General features: G+C 72.7%; 12 protein-coding genes. All 12 read right to left on the reverse strand.

Annotated elements, in window-relative coordinates; translation table 11 throughout:
* Positions 1–40: 40 nt before the first annotated feature.
* A complete protein-coding gene (locus tag ABZU53_RS22190) occupies positions 41–346 on the reverse strand; it encodes a YggT family protein (protein WP_088949372.1) in 306 nt (101 codons plus the stop codon).
* Positions 347–376: 30 nt separating this feature from the next.
* Positions 377–1,072: a cell division protein SepF gene (sepF, locus tag ABZU53_RS22195; RefSeq protein WP_354856138.1), complete on the reverse strand. Its 696-nt coding sequence runs from the start codon at positions 1,070–1,072 to the stop codon at positions 377–379.
* Positions 1,073–1,261: 189 nt separating this feature from the next.
* Positions 1,262–2,005, reverse strand: coding sequence for a YggS family pyridoxal phosphate-dependent enzyme (locus tag ABZU53_RS22200; RefSeq protein WP_354856137.1), 744 nt, complete (start codon positions 2,003–2,005; stop codon positions 1,262–1,264).
* A 9-nt stretch (positions 2,006–2,014) separates the two neighbouring features.
* Complete coding sequence (ftsZ, locus tag ABZU53_RS22205; protein ID WP_234588050.1) at positions 2,015–3,130, reverse strand: cell division protein FtsZ; 1,116 nt, start codon at positions 3,128–3,130, stop codon at positions 2,015–2,017.
* A 245-nt stretch (positions 3,131–3,375) separates the two neighbouring features.
* Complete coding sequence (locus ABZU53_RS22210; protein WP_354856136.1) at positions 3,376–4,194, reverse strand: FtsQ-type POTRA domain-containing protein; 819 nt, start codon at positions 4,192–4,194, stop codon at positions 3,376–3,378.
* Complete coding sequence (gene murC / locus ABZU53_RS22215) at positions 4,191–5,756, reverse strand: UDP-N-acetylmuramate--L-alanine ligase (protein ID WP_354856135.1); 1,566 nt, start codon at positions 5,754–5,756, stop codon at positions 4,191–4,193. The genes ABZU53_RS22210 and murC overlap by 4 nt, the downstream gene beginning before the upstream one ends.
* Positions 5,753–6,859, reverse strand: coding sequence for an undecaprenyldiphospho-muramoylpentapeptide beta-N-acetylglucosaminyltransferase (murG, locus tag ABZU53_RS22220; RefSeq protein WP_354856134.1), 1,107 nt, complete (start codon positions 6,857–6,859; stop codon positions 5,753–5,755). The genes murC and murG overlap by 4 nt, the downstream gene beginning before the upstream one ends.
* On the reverse strand, positions 6,859–8,298 hold the full coding sequence (locus tag ABZU53_RS22225; protein ID WP_355067230.1) for a putative peptidoglycan glycosyltransferase FtsW: 1,440 nt from the start codon (positions 8,296–8,298) through the stop codon (positions 6,859–6,861). The genes murG and ABZU53_RS22225 overlap by 1 nt, the downstream gene beginning before the upstream one ends.
* A gap of 572 nt (positions 8,299–8,870) precedes the next feature.
* On the reverse strand, positions 8,871–9,995 hold the full coding sequence (gene mraY / locus ABZU53_RS22230; RefSeq protein WP_354856133.1) for a phospho-N-acetylmuramoyl-pentapeptide-transferase: 1,125 nt from the start codon (positions 9,993–9,995) through the stop codon (positions 8,871–8,873).
* On the reverse strand, positions 9,992–11,389 hold the full coding sequence (gene murF, locus ABZU53_RS22235) for a UDP-N-acetylmuramoyl-tripeptide--D-alanyl-D-alanine ligase (RefSeq protein WP_355067226.1): 1,398 nt from the start codon (positions 11,387–11,389) through the stop codon (positions 9,992–9,994). Before murF ends, mraY begins: the two co-directional genes overlap by 4 nt.
* Positions 11,386–12,948, reverse strand: a complete 1,563-nt coding sequence (locus ABZU53_RS22240) for a UDP-N-acetylmuramoyl-L-alanyl-D-glutamate--2,6-diaminopimelate ligase (RefSeq protein WP_354856131.1) — start codon at positions 12,946–12,948, stop codon at positions 11,386–11,388. The genes murF and ABZU53_RS22240 overlap by 4 nt, the downstream gene beginning before the upstream one ends.
* Before the next feature lie 52 nt (positions 12,949–13,000).
* Positions 13,001–14,810 (reverse strand): penicillin-binding protein 2 (locus ABZU53_RS22245; RefSeq protein WP_355067227.1); only part of this gene is annotated, 1,810 nt, incomplete at its 5' end.

The raw sequence follows: 14,810 nt of genomic DNA on the forward strand, positions 1-14,810 counted from the left end.
ACTCCTCGGGTCAGTTGCGGCCGCGAAAGCGCGTCGGTCATCAGGCAGATGCCCTGATCGACGGCCCTAACACGAACTCCATCAGCACGAACAGGATAACCAGGAGCACAAGGGAGGCCAGGTCGATGCTCACGGTACCAATTCGCAGCGGAGGGATCACACGCCTCAACGCGTTGAGAGGGGGATCAGTGACGCTCCACACGGATTCCAGTCCTGCCGATGCGCCGCGTCCCGGCTGCCACCGCCGGCCGTACTGCAGAACGGCGCTCAACACGAACCGGGACAGAAGAAGAAGCAGGAAGACATAAAGGACCAGGTACAGCACTTGCAGTAAGATCGACAACACGGTCAGCGACGTCCCTCGGGTCGGGCGGGGTCAACTCAGGCTGAAAAAACCGCCCTCAGCGATCTTGGCCTTGTCCTCCGCGGTGACCTGGACATTGGCCGGTGAGAGCAGGAACACCCGATTGGTCACGCGCTCGATCGTACCGCGCAGCCCGAACGCCAGACCGGCCGCGAAGTCAACCAGACGGCGGGCGTCGGCCTCGTCCATCTCGGTGAGGTTGATGATCACTGGTACGCCGTCGCGGAAGTGCTCACCGATGGTGCGCGCCTCGCGGTAGGTGGTCGGGTGCAGCGTGGTGATCTGGTACCGCTGCTCCTCCTCGGGCACGGCCACGCGCTCCCGCGTCGCGGCCTGCGGCGCGAGGGCCAGATTGTCGCGCGTGTGGTACGTCAGCGCGCCCGACGTGTCGCCGGCCGAGGACCGCGTGATCGACCGTACGCTGGACCGCTCGGCCCGCTCCGGACGCTCACCGTCACCGCGGTCGGACTCGCCGCCACGCCCGGTGGACCGCTCGGAGAGCCGGCCCCGCTCGCTGGAGCGCGGCCGGGGAGCCGGTGGCTCCTCGGTGTCGTCGTCGTCCTCGTCGGCGAACTCCTCGGCGTACCGGCTCTGCCGGTACCGCGAGTCGCGGTAGCCACCCTTGTCGTAGCCACCGTCGTCGTAGGCCCGCTCGTCGTCTTCCTCGACGAGACCGAGCCAGACCCCCGCCTTGCGCAGTGCACCCATCCCGCGCCCTTCCGTCCGCCGTGCGGCACTCGCCCCCGTGCCATGTCGCCCGTCGCGAGTGGACAACCATGCCCATCGGACCGGAACGGCAATCCCCCTGGCGCGCGATTCGCGTCGCGCGTCACGACCCCCACAAGGATCCGCCGCCCTGAAACAACACTGATGTAATTTGCCTGTCTCGCGGTCAGGCTACCGCAGCGTGGGACGCATTCCGAGCAACGCGCTACCGACGCGGACATGTGTCGCGCCGTATCGGATCGCGATTTCCAGGTCGCCGCTCATTCCCGCCGACAACGCTGTCGCTCCCGGATGGAGCGTCCGAAACGCCTCGGCCACCTCGGCCAGTCGGGCGAAGGCCCGCTCCGGCGACCACCCCAGCGGCGCCACCGCCATCAGACCGGCCAACCGCAGCGCGGGCGCGTCGGCCACCGCAGCGGCGACCGCCTCCAGCCCCGCGCCCTCATCGGCCGAGTCGGGCAACGCGCCGCCGCGCGCCGGGTCGCCGTCGATGCTCACCTGCACCAGGGCGTCCAGCGGCCGTTCCCGCTCCGCCGCCGCGTTACCCAGCGCGCGGGCCAGCCGCACGCTGTCCACCGAGTGCACGACGTCGGCGTAGCGGACGACCGAGCGGGCCTTGTTGCGCTGCAACTGCCCGATGAAGTGCCAGCGGGGGCGTACGCCGGCCGCAGCCACCTCGGCGGCCTTGCCGGCCGCCTCCTGGTCGCGGTTCTCCCCCATGTCGGTCACCCCGAGCCCGGCCAACGCCAGCACGTCCCCGGCCGGGTACGTCTTGGTCACGGCGATCATCGTGACGTCGGCGTGGTCCCGGCCCGCGTCCGCGCAGGCGTCGGCGATCCGGGCTCGCACCTGGGCCAGGCCGGCCGCGAGTTCGGCGCGGCGGTCCGGTCGTACCGTGGCTGAACTGTCGGTCATCGGCGGCGCTCAGGAACCGTTCTTGAGAAAGTCGGGCACGTCCACGTCGTCGAAGAGCACCCGGCGCGGCGACTGGGCCGGAGCCGGCAGGGTGGCCGGCGGCGGCACCGGGGTGCTCTGCGGCGCCGGCTGGTTGGTGTTGGTCTTGCGGGTCGGCTCGGCCGCCTTGTACGCCGGCGTGCCACCGTCGAAGCCCGCCGCGATGACAGTCACCCGCACCTCGTCGCCGAGCGCGTCGTCGATCACCGCGCCGAAGATGATGTTGGCGTCCGGGTGGGCCGCGTCGGTGACCAGCTGGGCCGCGTCGTTGATCTCGAACAGGCCCAGGTCGGAGCCGCCGGCGATGGAGAGCAGCACGCCGCGCGCGCCGTCCATGCTCTGCTCCAGCAGCGGGCTGGAGATGGCCGCCTCGGCAGCCTCGACCGCGCGGTTCTCCCCGCGGGCGCTGCCGATGCCCATCAACGCGCTGCCGGCGCCGCTCATCACGCTCTTGACGTCGGCGAAGTCCAGGTTGATCAGACCCGGGGTGGTGATCAGGTCCGTGATGCCCTGCACACCGGAGAGCAGCACCTGGTCGGCCGTGCGGAAGGCGTCCATCATGCTGATGTTGCGGTCACCGAGCGCCAGCAGCCGGTCGTTCGGGATGACGATGAGCGTGTCGCACTGGTTGCGGAGTTCGTCTATCCCCGTCTCGGCCTGCACCTGGCGGCGCTTGCCCTCGAAGGAGAACGGGCGGGTCACCACGCCGATGGTCAGCGCGCCGAGCTTGCGGGCGATGTTGGCCACCACGGGCGCGCCGCCGGTGCCGGTGCCGCCACCCTCGCCGCAGGTCACGAAGACCATGTCGGCGCCCTTGAGCACCTCTTCGATCTCGTCGCGGTGGTCCTCCGCGGCGTTCTTGCCGACGTCCGGGTTGGCCCCGGCCCCCAGACCACGGGTCAGCTCCCGGCCGACGTCGAGCTTGACGTCGGCGTCACTCATCAGCAGCGCCTGGGCATCGGTGTTGATCGCGATGAACTCGACGCCCTTGAGCCCAACCTCGATCATCCGGTTGACGGCGTTGACGCCGCCGCCCCCGATGCCGACGACCTTGATGACCGCCAGGTAGTTGTGCGGAGGTGTCATCTCCGGTCCTTTCCTTCGAGATTGGCTTCGGCCGACCGGGTACGGCGTGGCCAGACCAGCGGCCGACGACAGCTGTCACCAGCGAGAGTCAGGGGTGAACCCTCACCCTCTACTAGAGGCTTACAGTTATGTCAACCACTGAACCTCTTCGGGGCAACGTAAGCGCCACCACGCGATGAGCCAAGGACCTGACCGGCGTGTCGCCGCCGGAGCGCGACTCGTCACGTCCGGAGCACGCTCGCCGGTCAGCGGAAGGTCACCACGTCCGGCGCGCTCACGTCAATGCGCTTGCTGTCCTCGTCGAGCAGCGCGGTGGCCACCCGGGCCTTGTCCGTACCCCGCGTGGCGTCGCCCCAGACCACCGTGCGGTCTCCGCGCAGCCGCAGGCTGATCCGGGCCAGCCCCTCCACCCTCAGCTCCACCAGCTCGGCCCGCAGTTGCGGGGTCAGCGCCCCGAGCACCTCCAGCGCGGCCCGGGTGTCCGGGTCGTCGGCGGCGGGCCGGGCCACCTGCACCAGCGGCAGCCCGGCGGGGCGGCGGGCCACCGTCTGGAACGCCACGCCGCTGCGGTCGACAAGCGCGAACGTGTCCGCCTGCGGCACCACCGCCACCGCCGTCCGCTCGGTCACCCGGACCACAAGCGTGCCCGGCCAGTCCCGCGACACCGTGGCCCGCTCCACCGGCGCCAACGCGCCGACCCGACGCGCGGCGGCCGCCAGATCCACCCGGGCCAGGGGCACCCCGTCGGCCACCCCCACCGCGTCGCGCACCTGCACGTCCGTGACCAGCCTGGCGCCCTCGACCGTCACCGTGCGGACCCCGAACAGCCCGGTACCGAGGACCGTCCAGGCGACCATCCCGAGCAGGGCCAGCACCCCGGCGGCCACCGCCCACGGCAACGCCGCCCGCATCCGGCGCTGCCGGGCCCGGGCCATGAAGCGGCGGGTCGACGCCGGCACCGCGTCGCTGCCGGCCCGGACCAACTGCCAACGCCGGACCGGACCGCGCCGTGGGGCGCCGCCGTCGGCGCCGCTGGTCCGCCCTCGGGCGGGGCCGGGGCTCATCCGGCCGTGGGGGCCGCGCCGTCCGGTGCGGCGGCGCCCCCGAGCGCCGCCCCGTCGCCACCGGCCGTGGACCCGCCGGGCACCGGCTGGCCGATCGCCGGGGTCGTGGCCACCGGGTCGACCGTCGCCCCCGGCGCAGACTCGGCGGTACGCGCGCCCAGGGCGGCCAGCAGCTCGTCACCCATCAGCGAGATCGGCGGAGCGCCCATGGTCACCACCACGTCCCCCGGGCGGGCCCGGCGGACCACCTCGACCGGCGCGGCATCCCAGGAGTCGACGAACACCTTCCGCTCGGCCGGCAGCGCCACCGCCTCGATCAGCGCCGCCGAGCCCTCACCGGGCTGGCGCAGCTCGCCCGGCCCGAAGACCTCCAGCAGCACCACCTCGTCGGCGATGGCCAGCGCCTCGGCGATCTCCGCCTGGTTGTCGCGGGTGCGGTACAGCCGGTACGGCTGGAAGACGACGATCAACCGTCCGTCGCCGGCCACCTCGCGCAGCGTCTGCATCGCCAGCGTCATCGACGTGGGGTGGTAGGCGTACTCGTCGTAGACCAGCACGCCGTCCGCGACGCCCTTGCGCTCGAAGCGCCGTCGCACGCCGGGGAAGACCGCCAGCGCCGCCTCCGCCGCCTCCAGCGGCAGCTTGAGCAGGTACGCGGTCAGCACCGCCGAGGCGCTGTTGAGCCCCATGTGCCGCCCCGGCACCGGCAGCCGGAACTCGCCCAGCGACCGGCCGTCGATCGCGGCCAGGTAGCGCACCCCCCGCGCGGAGGAGACGATCTCGGTCAGCCGCAGGTCGGCGTCCTCGGCCGCGCCGTAGGTGAACACCCGCCGCCCCTCGGCGCGCAGGGTCGCCGCCAACCGCCGACCGCCCGGGTCGTCGGCGCAGGTGATGATGAACCCGTTCGGGTCGGTGAGCCGGGCGAACTCGACGAACGCCGCCTCCAGCGTCGCGTAGTCGCCGTAGGTGTTCAGGTGGTCCGGCTCGACGTTCGTGATGATCGAAACGTACGGGCGGTAGATGAGGAACGAGCGGTCGCTCTCGTCGGCCTCCACCACGAAGTACTCGCCGGTGCCGTGGTGCGCGCCCGAGCCGACCTCGGAGATCTCCCCGCCGATCACGAAGGACGGGTCGACCCCGGCCTGCTGGAGCACCATGGTCACCATCGAGGTGGTGGTGGTCTTGCCGTGGGTGCCGGCGACCGCCACCGCCCGGCGGCCGGTCATCGCCGCGGCCAGGGCCTCCGAGCGGTGCAGCACCCGCAGGCCGCGGCGACGCGCCTCGACCAGTTCCAGGTGGTCATTCGGGATGGCCGAGGAGTAGACGACGGTGTCCACCCCGTCGAGGTTGGTCGCCTCGTGGCTGAGGTAGATGGTCCCGCCGAGCGCCCGCAGACCCGCCAGCGAGGGCCACTCGCGCAGGTCGCTGCCGGAAACCCGGATGCCCCGGGTGAGCAGCAGTCGGGCCACGCCGAGCATGCCCACCCCGCCCACGCCGATCAGGTGGACGGCGCCCAGGTCCTCGGCGGTCAGCGTGCCCGCCGGGGTGAACTGCGCGGTCACCGGGCCACCGCCTCGAGGACGAACGAGCGCAGCGCCTCGTCACCGTCGCGCCGCCCGTACGCCGACGCCGCGGCGCCCATCGCGTAGAGCCGTTGCGGATCGCGGATCAGCGGGATCACCGCGCGCTCCAGCCAGTCCGGGGTCAGCTCCCCGTCGTCGACGAGCAGCCCGCCGCCAGCCTCCACCACGGGCAGCGCGTTGCGCTTCTGCTCCTGGTTGCTGTGCGGGTACGGCACGAAGATCGTCGGCAGGCCGATCGCGGCCACCTCGGCGACGGTCATCGCACCGCCCCGGGCCAGCATGAGGTCGGCCGCCGCGTAGCCCAGCTCCATCTCGGACAGGTACGGCAGCGTCACGTACGGCACCGGCAGGTCGGTGGGGATCGGCACCGGCTCGTTGCGGGCCCCCATCACGTGCAGCACCTGCACACCGTTGCGGGCCAGCTCCTTGGCCGCGCCGGAGACCGCCAGGTTGATCGAGCGGGCGCCCGACGAGCCGCCCGCGACGAAGAGCACCGGCAGGTCGGGGCGGAGCCCGAAGTGGGCGCGGGCGGCGTTGCGCAGCGCGTACCGATCCAGCGAGGCGATGCTGCGGCGCAGCGGCACCCCCACCACCGTCGCGTCGCGCAGCGACTCGGCCTGGCTCGGCTGGTGCGGGAAGCCGACCGCGATGTTCTTGGTGAACTTCATGCCCAGCCGGTTGGCCACGCCCGGCGGCACGTTCACCTCGTGGATCACCATGGGCAGCTCGCGGCGCCACGCGGCCAGGTAGGCCGGCACCGAGACGTACCCGCCGAAGCCGACGACCGCGTCGGCGCGTACCTCGTCGATCACCTTGCCCGCGGCGCGGGCCGCGGTCCACATCCGGCCCGGCGTACGCACCAGGTTCATGTTCACCGACCGGGGCAGCTGGTACGCCGGGATCTGCCGCAGGTCGTATCCCTGTGGCGGGATCAGCTCGTTCTCCATGCCCTTGGGTGTGCCGAGGCAGGTGATCCGGACGCCCGGGTCGTGTCGGCGCAGGCAGTCGGCGAAGGCGAGCAGCGGGTAGATATGCCCCCCGGTGCCACCTCCCGCGAGCACCACCGAACGCAGCGGACCCATCAGCGTCTCCTCTCGCTCGCCGTACCCTGGCGGCTCCGGCCCTGCCGGGCGCCGCGCGGTGCGGCCTGGTCGTCCTGGCGCCGCTCGCGGGACCGGGGCACGGACCCTCGGCCAGCCGGCGGCGACGCCGGTCGGCGACGCCGGCCGGGAAGCGGCGGCAACGGGGCCCAGAGTAGTCGGACCCACCGGGCCGGCGGACGGGCATGCAGTGCTCTGGCCGCATCGGGTTCGGCGCGGGCGAAGGACGCCAGCATCCCGATCGCCGCCAACGTCACGACCAGGGCACTTCCGCCGTCGGAGATGAACGGCAGCGGCAGGCCGGTGATCGGCAGCAGCCCGACCACCCCACCAATGTTGATCACCGCCTGGCTCACCAGCCAGGTGGTCACCGCGGCGGCCGCGAGCCGCCGGAACGGGTCGTCGACCCGTCGGGCGATGCGCAGACCGGTGTACGCGAGCACCGCGAACAGGCTCAGCACCACCGCGCAGCCGATCACGCCCAGCTCCTCGGCGATGATCGCGAAGATGAAGTCGTTGTGCGCCTCGGGTAGCCAGTCCCACTTCAGGCTGCCCTTGCCCAGCCCGACACCGAACCAGCCACCGTGCTCGATGGCCAGCCGCCCCTGGTAGAACTGGAGGCAGTCGTTGAGTTTGCAGGTCTCCGGGTCCGGTGGATTGAAGAACATGTCCAGTCGGGCGAGCCGGTAGTTGTCCGCGCCACGCTCTCCGGAGCCGGCGCCCAGCGAGGCCACCGCGACCAGCAGGCCGATCCCGATCAGACCGGCAGTGGCCAGGGCGCCGAAGACCCGCATCCGCACCCCGGCGGCCCAGAGCAGGCCGACCACCAGGGCCAGCAGACAGAGCATCGTGCCCGTGTCGTTGTAGCCGACCAGGACGAAGAGCAGGCCGACCACCGGGAAGAGCGGGGTGGCCAACTCGCGCCACCACCCCAGTGCGGCGCCCTTGCGGGCGACGATGTGCGCACCCCAGAGCACCATCGCGAACTTGGCCAACTCGGACGGTTGTAGCTGGATCCCGCCGACGAACAGCCAGTTCAGCCGCGCCTCGACCGGCCCGAACCCGGCCGACCGCTGACCGGTGAGCCGGGCGTAGCCGACCAGCAGGTTGAGCACCACCAGCAGCGCGACCGAGGTGATCAGCAACGGCCGACCCAGCGACCGGTAGGTGCTGGCGGGCAGGCGTTGGCAGGCCCAGAACGCCCCGATGCCGATCACCGCGAAGATCGCCTGCTTGGTCACCGAGGCCGAGGCGTTGCCGTCCTCGGCGTAGTCCTTCACGCTGGTCGCCGAGAAGACCATGGTCAGCCCGATCAGCAGCAGCAGGCCGGCGCAGGACAGCAGCAGGTAGTAGGACGCCAGCGGCCGGTCCAGCAGGCCACGCAGCGCGGCCAGCCCACCGGCCGCGTCGAATCCGCGCAGCGGGACGGCAGCGCCGCCCTCCGGCTCACGCCCCGTCGATCCCGCCGCACGCCCCGTCGATCCCGCCGCACGCCCCGTCGATCCCGCCGCACGCCCCGTCGATCCCGCCGCACGTCCCGGGGCGCCCGGCTCACGCGCTCCCCGGCCCGGCTCACGCGCTGCGCCTTCCGCCGGACGCGCCGGGCCGTCCGCCTGGCGGGCCGCGCGGTCGGGCTCGCGGGCCGCGCGGCCGGCCTCCGCCGCACGCGCCGTGCCCGATGACCGTCGCGGTCGACCGGTTGTCCTGTCCTCGGTGCCTGGTTCCTCCCCCACCCGGACATCATCACCGTTCGGCACGCCCGACAGGCCCACAACGATGCACCGGGCGTGTCGGGCTTCGCCCCCCAGGGAAGGCGCCTCACCCCTTTGCTCTGCTTCACCCCACGCAACACTTTTGCCGCGCGAGTGTTGCGTCCGTTGAAGCAGAGCAAAGGAGAGTTCGACTACCCTGCCACCCGACCGGCTACGCGCACACCGCACCGCCCGGCCGGCCGGGCAGGCAGGCAGGCAGGCAGGCGGGTGAACAGGGTGGATCAGGTCATGTTGGCGAGGAACTCGCTGTAGAACAGGCCCAGGGCGATGGCCACACCGATGCCGGCGATGATCCAGAACCGGACCACGATGTTGACCTCGCTCCAGCCGGCCAACTCGAAGTGGTGCTGCAGCGGCGACATCCGGAACACGCGTTTGCCGGTGGTGCGGAAGGAAATGATCTGGATCACCACGGACATCGTGATGATCACGAAGAGCCCGCCGATGATCGGCAGCAGCAGGATGGTCCGGGTGGACATCGCCATGCCGGCGATCAGGCCGCCCAGGCCCAGCGCCCCGGTGTCACCCATGAAGATCCGCGCCGGGGACGTGTTCCACCACAGGAAGCCCACACAGGCCCCGGCTGCGGCCCCGGCTATCAGCGCGATCTCCAACGGGTCACGGACCTCGTAGCAGTACGGCTGGGTGTAGCTCGGGTCGGCGCACCAGTGCCGGTACTGCCAGAACGCGATAAGCGCGTACGCCGCGAGAACCATCACCGAGGCGCCGGTGGCCAGACCGTCCAGTCCGTCGGTGAGGTTGACGCCGTTCGTCGCGGCCATCACCACGAAGATGAAGATGATCACCGCGCCGACCTTGCTGACCTCCAGGAAGTCGATGTCCCGGATGAAGCTCAGCGTGGTGCTGCCCACGGTCTGGGTGTTGGTGGCCTTACCCGTCGCGTCGGTCATGGTGCTCGGGAACCACAGCGCGATGACCCCGAAGACCGCGCCGACCAGGATCTGGCCGAGCAACTTGCCACGCTTGTTGAGGCCGGCGCTGTTGCGCTTGCGCACCTTGAGGAAGTCGTCGAGGAAGCCCACCGCGCCGGAGAACACCATCAGCCCCAGCAGCACCAGCGCCGTGATGGTCGGCTCCACCTGGGCGATCTGCGCGTCCGGCAGGGTGGTCAGGGCCAGGTGCCCGGCCACGTACGCGATCACCGTGGCCAGGATGAAGACCACGCCGCCCATCGTGGGCGTGCCCTTCTTGCCCTGGTGCATGGCCGGGCCGTCGGACCGGATCGGCTGGCCGGCCTTGAGCCGGGTGAACACCTTGATCGCGATCGGCGTGCAGAACAGCGAGACGACGAAGGCCACCCCGATGGCGACGATGATGGCCCTCATCGACCGGCCTCCTCGGCGGCGTCGGCGCGCAGGGCGTCGGCCACCTCCCAGGTCCGGTACCGGGAGCCCTTGACCAGGACGACGTCGCCCGGCCGTAGCTCGCCCCGCAGCACCTCGACGGCCGCCGCCTGATCGGTGAGCAGCACCGACTCTCCTCCCCAGTTCGCTACCGCTGTCGCGCCTTCGTGGATCGGCGCGGCCGGCTCACCCACCACGAGCAGCCGGTCGACACCCAGCTCGGCCGCGAGACGGCCGACCTCGGCGTGGCCGTCGCGCTCGAACGGGCCCAGCTCGGCCATGTAACCGAGCACCGCGACGGTACGCCGCCCCCGACCGAGGCTGGCGAGCGCCCGGAGCGCGACAGCCATCGAGGCCGGGTTGGCGTTGTACGAGTCGTCGATGACCGTCACCCCGTCGGGCCGGTCGAAGACGTCCATCCGCCGGGTGGACTTCAGCCCCAGCTCGCCGAGGGCCGTGCCCACGTCGGCCAGCGGCATGCCCAGCTCCCGGGCGACCGCGGCGGCGGCGAGGGTGTTGCCGACCTGGTGACGGCCGGTCAACGCGAGCCGCACCGGCACGCGCCCCTCCGGCGTGACCAGGGTGTACGACGGGTGCCCCCGCTCGTCGAGCGTGACGTCCTCGGCGCGCAGGTCGGCGTCCGGCGCCTCGCCGTAGCGGACCACCCGGGCCCGGGTGCGACCCGCCATGGCGTCCACCCGGGGGTCGTCGGCGTTCAGCACGGCGAGGCCGTCGGCCGGCAGCGCCTCGACCAGCTCGCCCTTGGCCAGCGCGATGTTGTCCTGCGAGCCGAACTCGCCGATGTGCGACGTGCCGACGTTGAGCACCACCGAGATGCGGGGCGGCACCAGCTCACACAGGTAACGCACGTGCCCGATGCCGCGAGCGCCCTTCTCCATCACCAGGTAGCGGGTGTCCGGCCCGGCCAGCAGAGCCGTGTACGGGTGGCCCAGCTCGTTGTTGAACGACCCGGGCGGGGCCACCGTGGCGCCGAGGCGGGCGGTCAGCTGGCCGATCAGGTCCTTCGTGGTGGTCTTGCCCGAGGAGCCGGTCACACCGATCACGGTCAGCTCGGGCAGCCGGGCCACCGCCGCGCGGGCCAGCCGGCCCATCGCGGTCAGCGCGTCGTCGACCAGCACCATCGGCACCTCGGGCACCTCGCGGGTGCCGAGCACCGCCACCGCGCCGGCCGCCAGCGCCGTCGCCGCGTAGTCGTGCCCGTCGACCTTCTCCCCCGGGAAGGCCACGAAGAGCGAACCGGGCCCCACCTTGCGCGAGTCGAACTCGACCGAACCGCTGACGGTGGCGGCCGGGTCCGCGTGCACGAGCCGCCCGTCGACCGCCGCGGCCACCTCGGCCAGGGTCAGCGCGATCACCGCTGACCCGCCCGGTCGGAGAAGCGGGCCCGCAGCGCGTCGGCCAGCTCGGTGCTGTCGTCGAACGGGAACATCTCGCCCGCCACCTCCTGGCCCCGCTCATGGCCCTTGCCGAGCAGCGCGATCACATCGCCCGGCTCGGCCAGTCGGACCGCCTCGTCGATCGCGTCCCGGCGACCGGCCACCTCGATGATCCGGGCGGCGGTGCCCGCCCGGTACGCCCCGGCGAGCACCTCGGCGCGGATCTCCGCCGGGTCCTCGGTGCGCGGGTTGTCGTCGGTCACCAGCACCACGTCGGCCCCCTCGGCCGCGGCGGCGCCCATCACCGGGCGCTTGCCCCGGTCGCGGTCCCCGCCGGCGCCGATCACACAGATCAGCCGGCCGGCGCTCAGCTCGCGCAGCGCGGCCAGCGCGGCCACGATCGCGTCGGCCTTGTGCGCGTAGTCGACGACCCCGCGTACCGGCCCGACGACGTCGACCAGTTGCAGACGGCCGGGCACGCCACCGCAGGCGGCCACGCCGGCCGCCGCGGTCGCCGGCTCCACCCCGGCGCCCACCAGGGCGGCGATCGCCAGCAGCGCGTTGGCCACGTTGTGCCGCCCGGGCAGCGCCACCCCGGCGGTCAGCGCCACGCCGTCCGGGCCGTGCGCGGTGAACCGCTGCGCGTACCCCTCGCCGTCGACGCCGTCGGCCCACCACGTCGCGGTCGGGTCGCCGGCCGCCGAGTAGCTGACCGTCGCCGGCTTGTAGAGCGGCTTGAGCGCCGGATCGTCGTGGTTGAGCACCTCGACCGCGCACCGGCCGTCGAAGAGCTGCGCCTTGGCGGCGAAGTAGTCGGCGCTGTCGGCGTGGAAGTCCAGGTGGTCGGAGCCGAAGTTCGTGTACCCGCCGACGGCGAAGCGCACCCCGCCGACCCGGCCCATGGCCAGGGCGTGGCTGGAGACCTCCATGACCACGGCGGTGACGCCGCGCTCCCGGGCGGTGGCCAGCATCGCGTGCAGGTCGGTCGCCTCCGGGGTGGTGCGCACGCTGTCGATCACCAGATCGCCGAGCCGGGTCTCCACGGTGCCGATCAGCCCGGTGGTGTGCCCGGCGGCGCGCAACCCCGACTCGACCAGGTACGCCGTGGAGGTCTTGCCGGCGGTCCCGGTCACGCCGATCACGGTGAGCGCCGCCGTCGGGTCGCCGTACACCGCCGAGGCCAGCTCGCCGAGCACCGCGCGGGGGTCGGGCACCACCAGGGCGGGCAGGCCGCTCGCCGCCGCCAGCTCGGCGCCGGCCGGGTCGGTCAACAGGGCCACCGCGCCGGCCTCGGCCGCGCCGACGGCGAACTCCGCGCCGTGCCGGCGGGCGCCGGGCAGGGCCGCGTACAGGTCGCCGGGGCGGACTTCCTGGCTGGCGTGGGTGGCACCGGTGACGACCACGTCGGCGGCGTCCGCCGGGAGGTCGACGGCGAGCCGGACGGCGAGGTCACCGAGCCGGACGCCGGTCACGGTACGTGGACGTGGATTGCCGGGCACGGCGTCAGACCCTACCCGGTCGCCCGGTTCCGGCCGCACAGCCGCCCCGGTGGTTCGTCGGCACTCACCGATGATGTCGCGCCTCCGCTGGTCAGCGCGGATAGACCACGAACTTGGGTGCGGAACCACTCGGGGACGGCGGCACGCGGTAGTGACGCAGCGTGAACTGCATCATGTCGCGGAACGCCGGGTTGGCGATCGCCGCGCCCCCACCACCGGGCGCGTACACGAAGACCGCGATCACGTACCGGGGCTTCTCGGCGGGGGCCATGCCGATGAAGGAGGACACCTCGCCGGGCTGCTTCTTGCCGTCCACCAGACGCCAACCGGTGCCGGTCTTGCCGGCGACCCGGTAGCCGGGGACCGCCGCCAGGGTGCCGGTGGCGCCCTCGACCGTGGTGACCGCCTCCAGCATGGTGCGCAGCGCCGCCGCGTTCTGCGGGCTGAGCACCGAGCGGGTGACCGGCGCCGGCGCGGGGGTGCGCTTGCCGTCCGGGCCGATCGTCTCCTTCACGAGGTGCGGCTGCACGTACGTGCCGTCGTTGGCGATGGCGGCGTACGCGGCGGCCATCTGCAGGGGCGTGGCGTCGACGCTGTGCCCGATCGGCACCGACCCGGCCGACGACCCGCTCCACTCGTCGACCGGCAGCAGCCGGCCGCTGGCCTCGCCGGGCAGGCCCTCGCCGGTGGGCTTGCCCAGCCCGAACCGCTTCTGGTAGTCGATCAGCCGCTCCGGGCCGAGCCGGTCGGCGACGGTGATCGCGCCGACGTTCGACGAGAAGGCCAGCATCCCGGGCACGCTCATCTTCCGGCCGTTGGCCGGGTGGGTGTCGGAGAACCAGGTGTCACCCTTCTTGATGCTGTTCGCGATGGGCAGCGTCGTGTCCGGGGTGATCACCCCCTCCTGCAGCGCCGCGCCGTAGGTGATCGCCTTGTGCACCGAGCCGGGGTCGACCACGAAGCTGGTCGCGGCGTCCTCGCGGGCGACCGGATCGCTCGGCACCGGCTTGGCGGCGTTGTAGGTGGGGTCGCTGGCCTGGGCCCGCACCTCGCCGGTGGCGACGTCGATGATCACGGCGGCGGCGGTCGCGCCCCGCTGCCCCGCCATCCCCGCGCTGAGGATCTGCTGGGTGCGGAACTGCAGGTCCCGGTCGATGGTGAGGGTCAGCGAACTGCCCGGCTTAGCCGGGGTCGTCTTGCTGTAGCCGCCGGGGATCGGCGCGGCGAGGTCACCGAGGCCGGCCTCGTACACCCGCTTGCCGTCCTGCCCGGCGAGCAGGTCGTCGTAGCGGGCCTCCAGACCCTCCAGCCCGACCATGTCCTGGCTGGTGAAGCCGATCAGGTTGGCCGCCAGGTCGTCGCCGGGCACCTCCCGGCGCTCGTCGCGGTGCACCCCGATGCCGGGCAGCTCCAACGCCAGCACCTGCTTGGCCGCCGGGATCTCCACCCCCCGGGCCAGGTACTCGAACCGCGACGGGTTGCCGTTCTCCAGCTTGCGGGGCTTCATCAGGTCGGTGAGCTTGGACACCGGGATGCCGAGCAGCGGCGAGAGCGCCTTGGCGGTGGCGGGCCGGTCCTCGATCAGCGTCGGGTCGGCGAACACGTACCGCGCCTCGACGCTGTGGGCCAGCGGCTCGCCCCGGAAGTCGTAGATCGCGCCGCGCGGCGCGGGCAGCTCGACCGTGCGGGTCCGGTCGGCGACGCCACCACCGGCGTACGCCGGGGTGTCGACCGCCTGCAGGAAGATCAGCCGCACCCCGATGACGACGAAGAGCGCCAGGGTGAGCACGGTGCCCAGGCGCAGCCGCAGCCGCGGGTCGGCGAGCTTCGGCGGGCGCGGCGGCTTGCGCGACGGCCGGCGGGCCGCCGGCCGGTCGGCGCGGCCGGGCGCGCGCGGCGTG

The sequence above is a fragment of the Micromonospora sp. NPDC005194 genome, assembly GCF_040608335.1.
Lineage (GTDB): Bacteria > Actinomycetota > Actinomycetes > Mycobacteriales > Micromonosporaceae > Micromonospora.

What these genes read in the sequence shown, in the direction of transcription:
- ABZU53_RS22200 (WP_354856137.1), bottom strand. Translation starts at nt 2,005, where the DNA reads ATGACCGACAGTTCAGCCACGGTACGACCGGACCGCCGCGCCGAACTC.
- ftsZ (WP_234588050.1), bottom strand. Translation starts at nt 3,130, where the DNA reads ATGACACCTCCGCACAACTACCTGGCGGTCATCAAGGTCGTCGGCATC.
- mraY (WP_354856133.1), bottom strand. Translation starts at nt 9,995, where the DNA reads ATGAGGGCCATCATCGTCGCCATCGGGGTGGCCTTCGTCGTCTCGCTG.
- murG (WP_354856134.1), bottom strand. Translation starts at nt 6,859, where the DNA reads ATGGGTCCGCTGCGTTCGGTGGTGCTCGCGGGAGGTGGCACCGGGGGG.
- sepF (WP_354856138.1), bottom strand. Translation starts at nt 1,072, where the DNA reads ATGGGTGCACTGCGCAAGGCGGGGGTCTGGCTCGGTCTCGTCGAGGAA.
- ABZU53_RS22210 (WP_354856136.1), bottom strand. Translation starts at nt 4,194, where the DNA reads ATGAGCCCCGGCCCCGCCCGAGGGCGGACCAGCGGCGCCGACGGCGGC.